The 17,727-nt window shown below is 40.2% G+C and carries 16 protein-coding genes and 1 tRNA gene; 6 read left to right on the forward strand and 11 right to left on the reverse strand.

What is annotated here, in order from left to right:
* Window positions 1-38 precede the first annotated feature (38 nt).
* Together DRW42_RS23625 and DRW42_RS23630 are read right to left on the reverse strand one after the other, a co-directional pair.
* Window positions 39-779 (reverse strand): DUF3667 domain-containing protein, encoded by a 741-nt coding sequence (locus DRW42_RS23625; RefSeq protein WP_113951336.1) that lies wholly within the window; start codon window positions 777-779, stop codon window positions 39-41.
* 8 nt (window positions 780-787) lie between these two features.
* Window positions 788-1,042 (reverse strand): hypothetical protein, encoded by a 255-nt coding sequence (locus DRW42_RS23630; RefSeq protein WP_147243797.1) that lies wholly within the window; start codon window positions 1,040-1,042, stop codon window positions 788-790.
* 143 nt (window positions 1,043-1,185) lie between these two features.
* On the opposite strand from DRW42_RS23630, the gene DRW42_RS23635 reads away from it, so the two are divergent.
* Window positions 1,186-1,809 (forward strand): TetR/AcrR family transcriptional regulator, encoded by a 624-nt coding sequence (locus DRW42_RS23635; RefSeq protein ID WP_113951338.1) that lies wholly within the window; start codon window positions 1,186-1,188, stop codon window positions 1,807-1,809.
* A gap of 100 nt (window positions 1,810-1,909) precedes the next feature.
* On the opposite strand, the gene DRW42_RS23640 is transcribed toward DRW42_RS23635, so the two are convergent.
* Window positions 1,910-4,918, reverse strand: a complete 3,009-nt coding sequence (locus tag DRW42_RS23640; RefSeq protein WP_113951339.1) for a glycosyl hydrolase family 28-related protein — start codon at window positions 4,916-4,918, stop codon at window positions 1,910-1,912.
* Window positions 4,919-5,167: 249 nt separating this feature from the next.
* Entirely contained in the window at window positions 5,168-5,707 is a 540-nt protein-coding gene (locus DRW42_RS23645) for a hypothetical protein (protein WP_113951340.1), read from the reverse strand.
* Between the two features lie 169 nt (window positions 5,708-5,876).
* On the opposite strand from DRW42_RS23645, the gene DRW42_RS23650 reads away from it, so the two are divergent.
* Window positions 5,877-6,770, forward strand: coding sequence for a winged helix-turn-helix domain-containing protein (locus tag DRW42_RS23650; protein ID WP_113951341.1), 894 nt, complete (start codon window positions 5,877-5,879; stop codon window positions 6,768-6,770).
* A 121-nt stretch (window positions 6,771-6,891) separates the two neighbouring features.
* Here the strand turns inward: DRW42_RS23650 and DRW42_RS23655 are convergent, their stop codons facing one another.
* Both DRW42_RS23655 and DRW42_RS23660 read right to left on the reverse strand, forming a co-directional pair.
* Entirely contained in the window at window positions 6,892-8,961 is a 2,070-nt protein-coding gene (locus tag DRW42_RS23655; protein ID WP_113951342.1) for a sulfatase-like hydrolase/transferase, read from the reverse strand.
* A 37-nt stretch (window positions 8,962-8,998) separates the two neighbouring features.
* Entirely contained in the window at window positions 8,999-10,435 is a 1,437-nt protein-coding gene (locus DRW42_RS23660) for a sulfatase (RefSeq protein WP_113951343.1), read from the reverse strand.
* A gap of 245 nt (window positions 10,436-10,680) precedes the next feature.
* Between DRW42_RS23660 and DRW42_RS23665 the strand changes: the two genes are divergently transcribed.
* On the forward strand, window positions 10,681-11,469 hold the full coding sequence (locus DRW42_RS23665) for a PhzF family phenazine biosynthesis protein (RefSeq protein WP_113951344.1): 789 nt from the start codon (window positions 10,681-10,683) through the stop codon (window positions 11,467-11,469).
* 396 nt (window positions 11,470-11,865) lie between these two features.
* On the opposite strand, the gene DRW42_RS23670 is transcribed toward DRW42_RS23665, so the two are convergent.
* The 3 genes from DRW42_RS23670 to DRW42_RS23680 form a co-directional block, all read right to left on the reverse strand.
* Window positions 11,866-12,984, reverse strand: coding sequence for an FAD-dependent monooxygenase (locus DRW42_RS23670; RefSeq protein WP_113951345.1), 1,119 nt, complete (start codon window positions 12,982-12,984; stop codon window positions 11,866-11,868).
* Between the two features lie 78 nt (window positions 12,985-13,062).
* On the reverse strand, window positions 13,063-13,935 hold the full coding sequence (locus tag DRW42_RS23675) for a helix-turn-helix domain-containing protein (RefSeq protein ID WP_244215362.1): 873 nt from the start codon (window positions 13,933-13,935) through the stop codon (window positions 13,063-13,065).
* Between the two features lie 300 nt (window positions 13,936-14,235).
* The gene (locus DRW42_RS23680; protein ID WP_113951346.1) at window positions 14,236-14,601 is read right to left on the reverse strand and encodes a MerR family DNA-binding protein; all 366 of its coding nucleotides are present in this window, start codon (window positions 14,599-14,601) and stop codon (window positions 14,236-14,238) included.
* Between the two features lie 114 nt (window positions 14,602-14,715).
* Between DRW42_RS23680 and DRW42_RS23685 the strand changes: the two genes are divergently transcribed.
* The 3 genes from DRW42_RS23685 to DRW42_RS23695 all read left to right on the forward strand — a co-directional run bounded on the left by DRW42_RS23685 (window position 14,716) and on the right by DRW42_RS23695 (window position 16,888).
* Entirely contained in the window at window positions 14,716-15,603 is an 888-nt protein-coding gene (locus tag DRW42_RS23685) for an alpha/beta fold hydrolase (RefSeq protein ID WP_113951347.1), read from the forward strand.
* 259 nt (window positions 15,604-15,862) lie between these two features.
* A complete protein-coding gene (locus DRW42_RS23690; protein WP_113951348.1) occupies window positions 15,863-16,441 on the forward strand; it encodes a hypothetical protein in 579 nt (192 codons plus the stop codon).
* A gap of 129 nt (window positions 16,442-16,570) precedes the next feature.
* On the forward strand, window positions 16,571-16,888 hold the full coding sequence (locus tag DRW42_RS23695; RefSeq protein ID WP_208643625.1) for a RebB family R body protein: 318 nt from the start codon (window positions 16,571-16,573) through the stop codon (window positions 16,886-16,888).
* A 171-nt stretch (window positions 16,889-17,059) separates the two neighbouring features.
* Here DRW42_RS23695 and DRW42_RS23700 read toward each other — a convergent pair.
* Together DRW42_RS23700 and DRW42_RS23705 are read right to left on the reverse strand one after the other, a co-directional pair.
* A tRNA-Leu gene (locus tag DRW42_RS23700) sits at window positions 17,060-17,142 on the reverse strand.
* Window positions 17,143-17,231: 89 nt separating this feature from the next.
* The gene (locus tag DRW42_RS23705) at window positions 17,232-17,525 is read right to left on the reverse strand and encodes a DUF3817 domain-containing protein (RefSeq protein WP_113951349.1); all 294 of its coding nucleotides are present in this window, start codon (window positions 17,523-17,525) and stop codon (window positions 17,232-17,234) included.
* Window positions 17,526-17,727 lie beyond the last annotated feature (202 nt).

The following is a 17,727-nucleotide window of genomic DNA, read 5'->3' on the forward strand; positions in this document are numbered from 1 at the left end:
CGTGTAAAAATTATTTTCCATAGGTAGATGAAAAATAATCAATGCTTCAAATTAATAATGGCAGATACCACACCAATTAAAAATGACACCATGTAGTAAGAGGCAGGAACAAGGATACTCCGCAGCAACAATCCTTTTTTACTATAATTAAATCCAGAAAAAAACTGGTAATAAAACCAAATGCTATAAATAAATGCAAATAGTGTTACCGCACCAAAATACAACACTAACACTTTGCTATTGGTGTAAAAAATAGTAATGACCGAGAAAAGCAACCCAATAATCAATTCGACAATAATGCGGTTCGAATTTAACACCAGGTGTTCGGAATAATTAAGTTTTGCTTTCCGGAACCATATAAAAGTAAAAAATGAATATATGGGAATGGTAATAATTAGTATCAGCTTTGGGTGGTCGGAGATAAATTTTTCGATCTCACCCATCATTGCCTTGCTTGCCTGAGGCATCAGGTCCGTCATGCTACCATGCGTATATGGTGCGATGAGACTTGATGCCGTCAAGATCAGCAGGATGAGCGTAACAAAACTAAAATATGGAACCCTTTTGCCCTGGATAAACTCGCGCACACTATGACCGGGCCGGGTAAAAAGTGCTTTAAGGGTAAATAAAATACCTTTATCAACATGCCATATACCATGAACGAAATCGTGGGCTATAAAATGTTTGATGGAATAACGGTGCGTAGAAGATTTTTGCCCACAATTAGCGCAATAATTCTGAGTTACCGGAGCGGAACAATTTAGGCAATCGGATGACATTGAAATCGTTATTTTGAATTGCGGTTTTTAATCTCATTATTAATCTGGCCAAGGCTAATAAACGCCGGTAACAACGCCAGCATGCAGGATATCGGAACAGCCGCCAGAACTTTCGGCGTTTTAGCTGTAATAACAAGATAAATTAAAACAATAAATGCGGCAAGCATCACCAAACCAAGTCCGATTAATGCACCCTTTATCATCTGTTTTTTCTTGTATAATTCTTCGATAGATAATTCGGTAAGTGGAATTACTTTTTTCATATTGTTTATTGTCTGGTTAATAATTTGCGGCACAATATTCAGATACATGATATGGCCGAACAAATATACAACATATCACCAATCGGTGATAAAAATATTTAATTTTGATTGCGTAATTTTCCAACGCAATATTTTTCATTAAAATGGAACAGAAAAAAGAGGTTAAACAGCTAAGAGACAAAGAAAAGAGTAAACAAAAATTTTTGGATGCCGTTGAAAAAATATTGCATAGCAAAGGTTTTTCGGGACTAAAGGTTAACGATATTGCACGTACCGCCGGGCTGGACAAAAAACTGATGTACACTTATTTTGGCGGTCGCGACCAGCTGATTGATGAATATATCCGCTCACAGGATTTCTGGAGCAATGTAAAAAATGAACCGGGCGATCCTATAGCGGACGATGGCGGAAAAATGTTTTCGAAAGCAATGCTTTTATCCCAGTTCGATTATGTTTTCAAGAATAAGGAGTTTCAGAAAATTTTATTGTGGGGATTGCTTGAAAACAGAAAATCGTTAAAAAAACTGGCGGACGATCGCGAAGAAAATGGCGCAATGCTGTTTGAAAGCATCACCGACCCGCATTTCAAGGAAAACGCTAAAAGATACCGGGCCATCATTGCGCTATTGATATCGGGCATCTACTACCTGGATATTTACGCCACCACTAACGATTGTACCTTCTGCGGTTTAGACCTTAAAACCGCAGAAGGCAGATCGGAAATTGAGGAAGCCCTGAGTTTTTTGATAGATAAGACTTACGAATAATCCGGTCGTTATGCTGAACCTGATCCCTCTTTATGGCTAGATAGATCCTGAAATAAATCCGATAGCTATTAAATCAGGGTGACGACAGTATATTATAAACTTATTCCACCCGTACGCTAAACAATTTCGAGCGTCCGGTTATAAATAATGTCTTATTATCTTTTCCTCCAAACTGGATTGTTGAAGGTCTTTCGGGCACTTCTATCGTTCCTTTTTCTTTACCATCTTTATCAAAGATCAGGATCTGTCCATCGGCCACATACAAATTGCCCTTCGCATCTACAGCCGAACCAAACTCGCCCCACTCTACAAAATATTTAAGGTTTGATAAAGTTCCATCAGTAGCAACATCCATTTTTACCATGCGGCGGTCGTATTCATCAGAAGCATAAAAAGTTTTGCCCGGATAAGCTTCTAAAATTGACGATCCACGTGCCAGGTCATATTGCTCGGGTATAACTGTTTTGCCATCAGGTGCAACGAAACATAGTGCTGGTTTGGAGATTACCACATCATTAAAGTCGTGAAAATCGCGCCACCTGTTCGAGGTATACAAGGCTTTATACACCTCTTTTACCGATCCCATAGGTACCTTTTGCAGCAGCGAAATGCTTTCTTCCGGATGATTTGGGTCTATTGAATAAACCCTTGTTTCAAAAGAGTTGTTTCCATAACCGGCAAAAGAGGTTCCTTTAACATCGGGATATGTTTTAGGAACTTCCTGCTGGCCGTTAACCAAATAGCCAGGTTGTGGTTTATACCTGAAAACAACCAGCAGGTTATCTTTCGAATCGGTAGCCAGCGATAAAGGTTCCCATGGAAAATCGGCGAGCAGAGAAAGCGTGTTGGTTTCTGCAGTCCATTTGTAGATTCTTTTGAGCCGTTGTTCCGAAAAATAGATATTTCCTTTACTATCCCGCGTAATGCCCTCGGCAAATTCAAACCCCGAGGCCAGTTGCTGCACCTTTCCAATTTCATCTGTCAGAGGCTCTTTCCGTTTCTCGGTTCCTGTAATTACCAGCCGCTGAAATTCCCATGGCCGCACTTCTATATCCTTGTTGATATCGTAAACAGGTACGTTGGTGGTGTATTTAATCTGTGAGTAATTGTGCATGTTCAGGAACTCGATATCTGTTGAATTCCAGTTCCTTACCGAGCTATGATAAGGTTCGTTGATCCTGATTACGCGGAACATATAGAGGTTCGCAAAGCTGATGTGCTTACAATTGTCGAGTTCGATAGGCTGGGCATCTGTACCTTCCCTGCTTTCTTCTTCAAGCTGGAAAGCATAGATCTTCCAGTTTGCTACATTTTTAAAACGGGCTTCATTACGTACATGGTGCTCGATCGACATGGCATAAATCCTGCCGGGTGTACTGGTATTATTAACATATAAACCGCTGGTTGCGTAAGTAGATGCCGACCAAACATCTTTAATCGTTCCGCCACCGTTATTGGTTACCCAAAAACTCCAGTACTGGTTATCCCATGCCAGATCCACACCCTGTGCAGTTACCGGATTTGATGGCGAACTGATACGGCCGGCTCCCTGACGGTAAAACTGTTGACTTTGATTCCCTGAAGCAGGATCAGGTTTTGACAAACCGCCATGTCCGCCCACAAACTTAACGTCGTTTACATAAGAATCGGCACTAGCCATCCACTTCAGCCCAACCGCTCGGTAGTTATAAGCACCGGTATTGATACCAATACCGTTAAATACATTGGCACCGCCTACTGAAGATTCGATCAGCGCCTTTGGGCCACCAAAACCACTAAATGCGGCTGTGCTTTCTGCAAGTTTTAGTTGCGTACCAAAGGGGTGAAGACCTATCAGTTTGGTTTTTGGCTTCATGTGGAGGGTTTCGGAAATAATATACCATCCCTGAGGAACATAAATATTGTCGTATCGATCAATCGCAGCCTGAAAAGCTTTGGTATCGTCTGTTTGGTCATCGCCTTTTACACCAAGGTCTTTAATATTCACCCAGTTTTCCATTGCCGGCAATGCCGGTATATCATTTTTGGCGGGAGCAGGCATTTTGCTTAAAGGAACCAAATCGCTTACCGTACGGTACTCAGCTTTTGCCTGCATATTATCGAGCTGTAAACCATGAGAAAAGTTTTTGATCTGATAGATTTTATGCGATACAGGAACCTGATCACCGCTTAAACGGTATTTTACCAAAACCGGAACATTCGAACAGTCGACATTCCTGAAGTTGATCTGATTATTGCTGTTATTTTGGTTGCTAACAATTAAAGCCGGTCCGCTTATGTTTTCGAAACGGCTGTTTTCTACAAATAAACGGTCGCTGTAATTCGAATCGATTTCAAATACCGTGGGTACATTTTTAACCTGAAGGTTTACCATGGTTAAGCCTGACTCCTGACAATGAAGCGCAGCTTTCCGTTGTCCTTCAAAACGTGCATCTACCATCATCACCTGCCAGCCTGGCGAGGCCTTTGTGGTGTAAATACCATAATCGCCACCATAAAACGAAACATCTTCGAGTTCGTTGCCAATATCGAACAATCCCGCACGGCCATTGCCGATGTAAACAGCCACATGGTTAATAAAACTGTGCTGGGCATAGTGGGTACGGAGGGCAATGGCCTGGCTGTTCCCATCTTCGATTTTTAAATTGATGTTAGACATGGCGCTGTAAAAAGTACTCGCACCGGCATCTCTTGGCTGCTGCGTACCTTCTACTATCCCACCGGTAAACCAGAACATATATTTCGATTTTCCTTTATCATCTGGCACAACCTGATCAAAGCCCGGTGAATTTTTGGCCAGAATAAATTCCGGACGCTTTTTTCCGTATCCAATCAAACGAATGGCGTTGGGAATATAAATGGTTTTGCTGATCTTATACTTCCCTTCCGGGATGAACAGGATGCCGAAATTTTTTGCCTTTTTGAGTTCATTAATGGCTTTCTGAAGAGCCTCAGAAACATCGGTACTACCATCATTTGCAATACCATATTTTTCTTTCGAAAAATAAAAGGCTTCGGGATCGTTTGGCCGTTGGCTGTAAACAGAAATATCGGCTGCGAAAGAGCGGCAGGCAATAAAAATTGACAAGAGCAGTAATAATCGTTTCATAACTCGGGAATGGATTGATATTTGGATATCCCGAACTTAACTGATTAAAAGATAGCTTGCAAGTTAACCATGTAACATAGCGGCAACAAAGTTAATTGACATCAGTATTTCATGGAAATACAGCTCTATCTTGCAGCAATTGTGATGATTACAATAAAAAACAAATTAATACTATTCTCATTAGCTTCCCTCAGGAGGATATTGTTTACAAATAAAATATATAAGTGAATGTATTCCATAATTATTTGCTCAGCAACCGCCTTTGCGGGGAGCACGTTTAAAAATTACTTTACTATCCCGTTCTGCATATTCGCACGATATTATTGGATATGAATACTTAGGCGCATGCGATACGCTATGGCTTCTTATCATTATTTTGTCGTTAATTTTCAGGCTATGTAATTGCTCAAGCTGAGACTTCTCCGGCTCAAATTTTACAATATAATCGTCACCATTTATCCTCACCATAACTCCGAAACCTAATCTTGATCCTGGCGGAAGAGAAAGTGAGGTTACAACTCCCTCCATATTGGTATAATCTTTAATGTTTTTCCTTATTTTAGCTTCAGCGGCATGCACTTTTTTACCTGCGGGAGACGCTTCCCATTTTTTGTACATGATACCAGCAGGGCTAGCCTCCCATTTTTTCAATTCTGCTTTCCTTTCAGCAGCAGAAAGCGGCTTTAGGGATGGCTTCTTAGTGCTTTCATTATTGATTTCACGATTGGCAAATACTAGTCCGCTCACCACAACAAGTAGTAACATCAGCGCATAAAATACTTTTTTCATAATTTTTTAGTTTTTTTTAAATGACATATAGATTTTCTTGATAAATCAGATCGGAAATGACATAATTTATTTTTAAATCTGATTCAGCGAAATTACTTTGATATCTTTCCATCCTGATAACCAGAATTGTAAATAAAAATGTAAACTTTGTAAATAAAAACTTGACACTATGTTTGATAGCAGAAATCTTCTGTCCGGGAAAGGCAAGTACCTGTTCGGATTGATACTATTCCTGTTTATATCTGGAATATGTGTAGCTTTTAGTATAAATGGAGGCAACTATGACTTTGATATCAGCAGAAGGGAAATTTTGTTGCGCAGGATCGGGCATGAAATACTCTTACAGTCGGGCGACAGTACATCAAGGGTGTTGCCGGTAAAAAAGATCAATGAGAATGAATACCAGATCAGCTTTGAGCATGAGCTAACTTTTGAACCGGCTTCGCTGGTGAGTACTACAAAGCGTATATTAACAGAAGATCCGTTAACAGATGATTACGTTGTTAAGGTTTTGAATTCCGGTAACTCCGGTATAGCCTATGGATTCGCCATATCCAAAAACAAAAAAGATGATATTATAGCCTGCATAGGAAGAAAGCAAGCTATGGCACGCTACCTAATCAATATTAAATTTAAATCAACAGGAACAAATGAGGCAAGGAATGGATATCTGCTAGGCAGCCTGCCATTTTTAGCGATTGTCGGTTTTATTTTTTTGAGATCTGTTAAGCCACAAAAAGCTTTACCTCCTGCACAGTCTAATAATATGTTCACTTTGGGTTCAGTATTGTTCGATGCTAAAAACCGGAAACTCATCATAAATGAAAAAACAATAGAGCTAACCGGAACGGAAACCCGTATATTACTCATTTTTGCATTGTCTCCAAATGAAACCATAGCACGGAGCCGGTTGCAAAAAGAAATATGGGAAGATGAGGGTGTAATTGTAGGGCGCAGTTTGGATATGTTTATATCAAAACTCAGAAAAAAACTGGAATTTGATCCGAACATCAAAATTGCAGTAATACGCGGAAAAGGCTATCGGCTGGAGATTTTAAACTAATTACCAGAAATTTTAACTACCATAATTGAAGCAGGCTGTTAAGGAAAAAACCGCAGTATTGATGTGCGGTTTTTTTAATTCAGAATAATTTGCAATGCATTTAGCAGCAAGAACAGCACCACTAATGAAAAAATGCGGTTTGTGAAACCGGCTGTTTGGCAAACAAGTTTCCAGACCATTCTAAATTAACTTTCTCTACCCCCTGTGCGGGCTTTTGATAATAAAGTTTAATGGGATGTAGACCTGCTTTGAGCTTGATTTTAGTTACTTTTTCATCTCCAGGCGTATATTTATAGTCTTCATCAATCAGTACTGCATCATGGATCCTGAGAAATGTTTTACCTGCAGCACTGAGGTGGAAAATATAATCGCCATCAGCAGGAATTTTGATAAATCCTTCGAAAGCTACCATATTTCCCGAACCTTTTCCAGTTAGGCCCAGGTTTAGACCTGCACTTGTACCATTTGAAATTAAACTCAGTCCATAAGGATTGGAAATCCACTCGGTAGCCGACTGATAGGTTTTCCATAAAAGCCCCTTGTTTAGCTTACGATTTGCTATGGCGGGCACGGCTACAGTATCGTATGGCCTTGGCGCTTCTACATCTGAGCGGCGCACGTGTAGTACCATATCTTTCATTTGACTTTGAAGGCCGGCCATATTTTTATTTTTAGCCAGATCAAACTCTTGATGAAAATCTTTAGATACATCAAAAATCTGGAAATTATCCGCATGAGATTTTATATCATATCTTATGCCTACCATATTATTTATTCTGATCATCTGCATCTGCTTTCTGGTGCGGCCCTGGTTAACCGCTGCAAAATCAGGGTAAACCGGTGTTTTACCACCTTCAAAATATTCTGAGTAAATCATACTCTCACGCTGCTTTCCCTTTCCCGTTAGCGATGGCAATAAGGATACGCCATCTGCCACTGCTGGCGCAGCTAAACCTGCCGCATCTAGAAAAGTTGGCATCCAATCGTAAGAAATGCTCGGCGAATGTACAACTGTGTTTGCTTGGATATGGCCTGTCCAGTTAACGATCACCGGCATGCGCATGCCACCTTCCAACACATCTCTTTTTATACCATCAAACGGCCCAAAGCTACTGAAGAAATTGGCATCGTAACGTAACTGCGGTTTTGGAAGATAAGATTCGATAGACGGGCCATTATCTGAGCTGAATACCACCAGTGTGTTTGAATCAATTTTAAGGTCTTTTAGCAATTGTAAAATATCGCCTACTTCATCATCGATCCTTCTGGTTGAGGTAGCAAATCTTTTATAAGTTTCAGGCCAGGGTTTTTCAGCTGTTGCTTTATTATGGTCATCATCATAAGTAGCTTTATTATAATCGGGATGTGTATAGCTATCGGGAATTCCATTGGCCGTATTAATCATTTCCCCAGGCTTTCCCAGCCATTGTACTCCACCATTTAAGCCCCCTCCTTTGGGATATGCCGAAGTGGGGAGTTCTAAAACAGCATGCGGAGTATCGTAGGCCAGAAACATAAAAAATGGTTGATCTTTCCCTTTATCTTTTTGGTGGTCAACAATCCATTTTTTTGCTCTTGCAGTCCACAAATCTCCGGTATAACAATTATCGAGATCCTTGCTTACCTCTGCCCTATTTTCCCAAACTTCTTTTTTGCCCCTGTATAAACCTTCTTTTGAATAATGTTCGTGTCCATCCGAATGGCGCATATAACCATAATAATAATCAAAGCCTCTGTTAAGTGGATGTGCAATCCATTCTTTATCTCCTTGCAGCCCCCATTTACCTATAGCTACAGTAGCATAACCTGCCTTTTGCATCACGTTGCCCAGGGTATAGTTATCGGTTAATGCTTTATCAAACTGATTGTCTCTAACATTGGCATGCCCCTGGCTTTGGCCAAGCAGAAGCGATGCCCTTGAAGGAGCGCAAACCGGGGCGGCACAATAATGCTCCGGGAGTGTAGCCCCCAACGCAGCCATTTTATCGAGGTTTGGTGTTAGGGTAAATGGTTTGCTTCTATCCTGAGCTGCTGCCCTTTTATTTTGAAAGAACACCCCCACATCTCCATAACCAAGGTCATCGGTGAGTATAAAAATAATATTGGGTGCTTTTTTATTTTTTTGCTGGGCAATACTGTTACCCGATGTAAGTAGAAGACTAAGTAGCAGTGTGTAAATAACAGGTTTCATTCGGTACAATCGTGGTTGATTTTCTGCAATATATAAATTAATTTTCTCCTCCAACCGTACCCTGAACCGGCTTATTGGTTGCAGTAATCTTTGTTGGCAGTGGTGCTTTAGTTTTTTCCATCCAGCTTAAAAGATCCGCCAAAAGCTCATCTCGCTTTGCCAGGTTGGTACCGGCAAGATTCAGGCGTTCACCATCATCGGTTTTGATATTGTATAATTCTACAGCATTATTTTCGTTAATTTTATCTTTTCCTCCATCAAGTATCCATTCCTCGAGGTAAAGATGTAACTTAAAATCTCCTTTTCTGACCACAGCCACCGGTCTTGTGCGGAACACTTTATCGCGCCCCCTGATCACAGGGTTATCCAGATAACCAGGGAAATACCAATATATCGATTTCCGAATAGTTTCTGTTTGCTGACCAAGCAAAAGTGGCATCAAATCTTCGCCATCACCTTTAAAATGATGATCGCCAGCCAACGACATAAAGGTGGGATAAAAATCGAGGTTGATGATTGGAGTGGAATTAACAGCTCCCGGTTTGATATGACCTGGCCAGTAGGCAATAAATGGTTCTCTGATTCCTCCCTCATAGTAAGATCCTTTATTTCCCCGTAATGGCTCCTGAGATGATTGCTGGGTGGCACCATTGTCGCTGGTAAAAATTACAAGTGTATTTTTTTCCAGGCCCGATTTTTTCAAAAAATCCAGTATTACACCTAAGCTGGCATCAAAATCGTATGTACAGGCAGCATAAAGAGCCAATTTATCAGTTAAGCCTTTCTTCTTGAATTTGGCTATAGTTTCAGCTTTTGCCTCTAATTTAGAGTGGATCGCATTGTGTGCCAGATAAACAAAAAAAGGCCTGTCTTTTGTTTGCTGCATAAATTTAACAGCGGTTTCGGTAAGGTACGATACCCCTTTCGGATCTGCGGCCTCATTGCTGCCTTTCGCTGATTGTTCTTTTTGGCCTTCCTTGTACAAATCGAATCCCTGCGCCTCGGGCTGTGTTTCTTTTGAATCAGCAAGGTGCCATTTACCAAAAATAGCGGTAGCATATCCCTGGCCTTTCAGTCCTTCGGCAATGGTATTAAATGACGGATTGAGGGAAACATTATTGCGTACCGGAACAAGTTTCATCAATCCCACCGGACCGCGGGTTGTGCTCCCTACAGCATAAACGCCAGTTCGTGGCGAATACAGCCCGCTAATCAATGCTGCGCGGCTCGGTGCACAGTTACCCGCGCCAGCATAGGCATTGTTAAATACCATTCCTTTTTTCGAAAGGGCATCAATATTGGGTGTTTCCATGATTTTGCTACCGGTAAAACCACAGTCCATGTAGCCAAGATCGTCTGCAAAAACCAATAGTATATTGGGTTTTGAAGCAGGAAGCTGTGTACTTTGTGAATGAGCGTTTAAATAGCGTAAAAAGATGAAAACGAATAGTAGTAACTTAAAGAAATATCTCATAAATATTGGCTAAGGCATAAGTGTGACATCCTGTAATTGCTAAATAAGGGTAAAGGAATTGATCTGGACAGCAACGAAAACTACCAAACAAATTTAACAAACACCAATTATGATAACAACCGGCAATTAACGGATTAAAACAAGATATTAACCTATAGCGGTGAATCGCGCGTACACTTTTGCCGAAATGCCTGGTTTGCATTAGAATTATTATTTTTATTTTCGGAACCCACAAATAAAATACAATGAAATTAGACCTTTATCAGATTGATGCATTTACCGATGAAATATTCCGTGGCAATCCGGCCTGTGTTGTTCCGCTTAAGGAATGGCTTCCGGACGAAATACTTTTCAAAATAACAAAAGAAAATGCCGTTGCAGAAACCGCTTTTTTTGTAGATATGGGCACCCACATACACCTGCGCTGGTTTACGCCTGAAATAGAGATGGATTTATGTGGTCATGCCACCCTCGGCGCTGCCTACGCACTCCATACCATTCTAAATTATGGTAAAGAAGAAATTGTTTTTGCAACCGCAAGCGGAGAACTCACCGTGACGATAAAAGATGATTTATATTCATTGAATTTCCCTTCCAGAAAACCCATACCTGCCCAACTTCCCGAAATAATTGTTAAGGCTTTAAATATCCAGCCAAAAAAAGTTCTGAAATCAAGGGATTATATACTGGTATACGAAAACGAGCAGCAAGTAAGAGATATTGTGATCGACAGACAGATATTTGATCAGATTAACCTCGACCCGGGTGGTGTGGTGGTTACGGCTAAAGGCAATGCGGTTGATTTTGTCTCCAGGTACTTTACACCGCAGTCAACCATCCTGGAAGATCCGGTTACCGGTTCGGCGCATTGTTCACTTATTCCTTACTGGAGCGAACAAATGCATAAAAATGATCTGCTTGCAACCCAGATCTCTGAACGCAGTGGAACGCTATACTGTTCTGATTGTGGGGAAAGGGTTATCATCAGCGGTAAGGCCAGAACGTATTTTGTTGGCACACTATGGATAGCATAGGACCAATTGAACCCATCTGATTTTAAGCATTCATCACAACGCTTTATAATTTTAGCGTTAATCGCCCTTAGAACGGAAAGCCATAGCTAAATCATCGCCATTAACACCCTACATTTTAAAATCGCGAAAGCGGCAGGGATTGCGTTATTTTTTGGAACGAATTTATTGACCTATCTATTGCATTTTTATTTACTTCATTTCCCTAAAAAAGGCGAAAATACTTTATCGTTTCCTTTTTACTGCTTATGATGGGCATTTTGTTGGGAAGTGTTTAGTACACTTCCCTTCAATTAATCTTAACACTGGGCGTGGGCATAACTATTTTAAATATTGGATATTTTAAAAGCGTAACGCGCGGCAATTTTTACCGAAATAACCACGCTGGCACACCAGTAGCTAAAAAGATATTCCATGTTTCCACATTTCCAATGCTTCCTGTTCATTGTATGGTAACAGCTTATTCAATGTTTGGATGGCTGTTTCCTGGATTTCATCTACAAATGGCCGTAGCCCATTCTGGTAAGTATAGAAAGCAGTTTGATAATCCTCATTATTAAGGGCAAAAGCATCACATAGCGCTGTCGCTCCAATGATGGCCAAAGAGCCTCCCATACCAGCCGCCGGCGATGCACAATATCCGGCATCACCTATGAGCGCGACCCTACCTTTTGTCCACGAAGGCATCTTTATCTGGCAAAATTTGTCGAAATAAAATGATGAAGACTGAAGTAATTCATTTTCCAATTCTGCGGTCCTCCAACCCATGCCCTTCATTTGGGTAGAAACTATGTCCTTCAATTGCTGCTGATCCCGAAAATCATATTTAATTTCACCCTCAGGCCTAAAAGTAAAAATCAAATCGGTTTTATTGTTATGAGCGTAAAGGGCAGCACCTTTATTGGGTTCAGCATACATTTGGTAGGTGCCATTTTCAACCAGTAGTTTATCTATAACTGCAATCGAGAAATATTGCCCAAGAAAGTGAGAATATTCAACTTCATGACCAAACCAAATCCTGCGTACAACAGAGTGAATTCCATCGCAGCCGAAAACAAAAGAAAACAGAGCGCTTGAGCCATCCTTGAAGTTTACCTTGATGCAATCTGCATTTTCTTCCATCGCTATAATGCTATTGTTAAAAATGAATTCTACATCGTTCTTAGCTAATTTATAGATCATATCAAGCAAATCATCCCTCTCAATCTCAAATTCTTCATCTGAAAATCCTCTTTGAGGGTCTTTAAGGATCAGCTCATAGCCCGTCTGGTCTGCAGCATTCTTAAATTCCCATTTTTCGGGGCCTACCCTCCTGGATTTAATCTGCTCGAAAAGCCCCATCCTTTTAACGATTTCTATCGTGTTATCTTTGATATCTACCGGGGTACCCCCCTTCTTTAGTGATGGCCCTATTTCGACTATTGTTACTTTATAACCCAACCGGATCATCCAATATGCAGTGGTTAGGCCGGCAAAGCTGGCACCTGATATCAATACACTTTTCTTTATTTGTTCCATTTACCTTTAATAATAATATGAAACAAAGATCCTCAATCCGAAATCTCCGGTAAAGAACCAACCGAGGCAAGAATTGGATTAATCGAGGTTTTGATTCCGGAATGCTATTGCTGTAGTACCAGTAGATTTGGAAAATAGTCTGGAAAAATAAGGATAATCTGCATAGCCCAAATCAAAAGCAATTTCTTTAACCGACTTATCGGTATGGTATAACAAGCGCTTTGCCTCTAAAATAATTCTGTCATGAATTAGCTGAGATGCTGAGAACCCAGTTGCATTTTTAAGACATTCATTTAGATAGGGTGTAGAGATATTAAGCAAAGCGGCATATTCACCAGGTCTTTTTAACGTACAATAATTTCTTTCCAATGATTTCCTGAAAAATTTGGCAACTTTATCAAAGCGTGATACCGTTTCTTCCCCGCTTTTTTGATTTAGAAATTCAGATACCAATAATCCAACCAGGGCATTACAACTTTCCCGTACTAAATGATGGTACATCTTCTCGGCTTTTTTTCGATAGAGTTTCAAACAGACAGAAAAATATTCTGAAATCAATGAAAAAGCATTCTCAGACAAAGAAAGTGGAGTAGCCGGTGTGAGGTCTTCGAGTATTTTATGATAGGCAACATTAAGTTTTTCACTATCAATCGAAATCGAACTGACAATGATGTGATCTATTTCCCGCATTCGGTGCACCTGATCGGGACGAAGAAAAACAACTGCCGGCGAAGATACATGGTAAGTCTGAAAGTCGATGTCAACTACTACCTTACCCCTCTCGAGGATATGAAATGTATATCCCTCATCACGGTGCGACTGGGTAGCTTGCTGCCTTTGGATAGCTGACGGAAAATCAGTAGTTTTTATGCTGTTTGTGTCCATAGCAATACCATGCCTTAAAGCATCATCCATTATATTGACTGGTATCTTTCCTTTGCTCGCTTGCATATAATATATTCTGATAATCGGAATATAAAGGTAAATAAAACGAAGGCTGAAATTGCATAACGACAGATTATACAGAACCGATTTTGAACGGCTGGAATTTTAATCCATAATCTTTTAAAAAGCCGATACTAATGAACATACCAAACCCTGATCTTTATTTGGTTTACTGAAATTTAAGGGATGAGCATTCCAGAAAAAGAGATAGACTGGGAAGCCTGGCTCAAGGAAAAATTTGAAAAACCGTTTCTCAAAATCATTAAAAAATATGAATTTAGAAACTTTATTTTATCCTCTAAGTCCTTATAAATTTCTATTTTTAATGTTCTCCTTACACAGCATAATCTGCTTTTTCATAGCATTCAGTTCTGCAATTTTCTCATCAATCTGCAACAACCTTTTGTCCAGCACCTCAAATTGAGCCTTTTGGGTAATCTCCTTTTTGTACCATAGATCAACAACTTCTTTGATTTCGTTCAGTGTAAAACCCACCGCTTTCGCCATCTGAATAAAATTCAGCTTATCAATGGCCTCCTGATCGTAAAACTGATAGTTATTGGTATTGACGTCGGTTTTTCTTCGCCCGCTGATCAGTCCGCTCTTTTCGTAGAACCTCAATGTCGGAATCGGAATGCCGGTTTCTTTGGATAGCTGATGGATAAGTTTCATGATGTGGAAAAATAAAGTTGAACTATGAAGTATACTGTATACTTGTGCCCTACAAATTTACTGTCTAATTTCGCATTTGAAAATAACCATTATTGAATTTATAAGATAAGTACGATGGAAAATCCCTTTAGCAGCACAGAACTCCTGAAAAGCCTCCCGGGCTTCGAAAGTCACTTTGAACAGGTGAATGGCACCCGGATACATTATATTGAAGGTGGACAGGGCCAGCCCCTCATCCTCCTTCCCGGTTACCCCGAAACCTGGTGGAGTTGTCATCAGATTATGCCCCTGCTCGCATCAAAATTCCGGATTTTTGTAGTTGAAATGCGTGGAATGGGCGATTCTGATAACCCAGCTGATGGTTATGAAAAAAAGAATATGGCAAAAGACGTTTACGAACTGACCAAACTGCTTGAGCTTGGAAAAGTATGTATTGCCGGGCAGGATATTGGCGCCCACGTAGCCTACAGCTTTGCTGCGAATTTTCCTGGTGCAACCGAAAAAGTGATCTTGTTTGATACACCGCATCCCGAGGAGGGAATGTACCAGCTCCCAATGCTGCCTATCCCCGGAGCGCAGTATGTATATCCCTGGTGGCTGGCATTCAATCAGATAAAAGAATTGCCTGAAGAAATTATGGAAGGAAGAATGAATACCCTCATCGACTGGATGTTTGATCAACTCCTGGTGCACAAAGAGGCTGTAACGCGCTTTGACCGGTCGGTTTATGCATTTGCCTATAACAGTAAGGATGCCATACGGGCTTCAAACAGCTGGTACCAGGCATTTAACAATGATATCGCAGACTTTAGAGAATACAACAAGATCACAGTTCCGCTGCTGGCTATTGGCGGCAGTGGCTACGAGGTACTAAAAAGTGGATTAAGGGAAAATGCCACAAATGTTAAACTGGTGAAAATCGAAGATTGCGGACATTTTTTACTTTCAGAGAAACCGCAGGAATGTGCGGATCATATCATCAGTTTTTTAAGTAATGCTTAATATCTGCCTTGATTAAGCCTGCTAACAATTAAAATTTCAAAGCCAATGTAGTATCAAAATGATCTCTGAAATATCATCTGTTTTGCTTACAGCTTTGTTTTACGGATTATGGTAAAAATAATCGTCAGTTGAATGCTGATCTATCTATCTTCATTTAATTTTTGGGTATTTTAAAGATTAAAAAAAGGACTATTACCTAACATTTACCTGAGAATGCTGTTTGTAACTGTTGAGTCTGCCAGGAATACATTTGAATAAAATGAAAAAGAAAAATATCAAGTTGCCGCTAATCTATAGTGGGGGATTGCCCCGCTCCTATTTTCTGCCGCCCTGGCGATCGATCATTATCGGTACAATTTTCATTTGTATGGGGATTGCGGTAACCTTTGGAATGGTGAACTACAACCTACCGTTCTGGTCGGTTTTACAAAGGATTTTGATCAGTTTTGAAGACTTAGGCAGCTTTCTCATGTCGATATTGATGCTGTTCTTCAAGTTACTTTTTTTTATAGGGGGCTATTTTTACATCAGATTTGCCAAGGGAATTGAGCGCGCGAGGCTCGACGATAAAGGATTTTACTTCCGTGCCATCCCTGCAGGAAGCAGGCTTGATAAAATATCCCTGGATGTAGGAAAGCTTACATTCATGCCATATAAAGAAATCGAGGATGTTACCGTTAAGAAATCATTTTTTTCCGGCCATCAGTTAGTATTAAAAACTAAGGGTGAAAATCAAACATTAACTGCCTTGGGTGTTCTTGGTGAATCTGAAAAAAGGGAAATAGTGGATATTATCCATGAAAGGATTCAGTCTGGCAAAGAACATCTCCGCATTTAGAGCAGATTATCCTTATCTACAACAAGTGTAGCACCTTGAGATTTAACCCAATCGAAAATTGAAACAAAAAATTCAAAGATTGCGAGGATGTAATTCTTACCTTTAAGCTAAATCTAAAAAAACTATATCATGAATCCAGAAGAAGACAGTAACTCAGCAACCAACAATGTTCCACAACCAATGAATGACCAGATTACAGACGCGGTAACGCAGTCCAATGATAAAATTATTGCAGAAGACCCGGCAATTGCTTTAGGAAATCTTTACCAGACCATAGCACAAGCTACAGGGGATATGTTTGAAAATGCATTGGATTCACAAAACCAGCAAAATATCCTGGAGCAGGCTGCAACTATACAGGGAATAATGCAAATCTATAACGTAGACACGGTTGCCGATGCTATTATCATCGCACAAGCTCAAAATCAGAACAAAACCAATAATTAAAAGCGGAGATTATCCAAATAGTGGCTGGTTATGTTTCAGCAAAGCGGCCACCTTTAAAGGCTTAAATTGACCGCTGCAATGAATCCTGCCGTATGTCTTATCTACCTGATTAACAAGAATTTAGAGCATAAAAAAGCGGAGTAAAAATTTCGAAAAATCTTCACTCCGCCTTGGTACCCGGAGCCGGAGTCGAACCGGCACGGTTTCCCACAGGTGTTTGAGACCAGCGCGTCTACCAATTCCGCCATCCGGGCATTCGTGTTGGACGGGGTTGCAAATGTAGAAATTGAAACTTAAAATCCAAAAATTATTTTCAATTAAATCTCAACCTACTGAAGTCCAATTATATTGGCCGTTCATCTTTTAATTTGCGGTCTACTACAAAGGGCATAAAGGGTAAAAGTGAGGCTAAAAAGATCAAAACAGCTTTGCCAAATTTCCATTTTTGCTCTTGCCAGGCTAAAATGAGCGTAGCTGCATACAACACAAATAATAAACCGTGAGCCCATCCTGTATATTTCACATATAAAGGAAGATTCGCAAAATACTTTAAGGGCATGGCTACAAATAATAAAAGCAAATAGGATATTCCTTCGGCTACGGCTACTTTACGGAAAATAGAAAGTGAACTGTTCATTGATCTGATTGTTTGTCCCGAAAGTAAAATAAAGCCACGGGCCAACAAAAACTAAAAAATGATTTTACAATTGAGTGTCTGAAAAGGTGGAAGGTTGAAGGCAGAAGGTGTAAGGTTTAGGGCTTAACCGCAGAGCTGACAATTATCTTAAAACACACTCCATCATCCATTTTCCATCTTATAACATCCATTTTTAACCGCA

The organism is Pedobacter miscanthi (assembly GCF_003315595.1).
GTDB lineage: Bacteria > Bacteroidota > Bacteroidia > Sphingobacteriales > Sphingobacteriaceae > Pedobacter > Pedobacter miscanthi.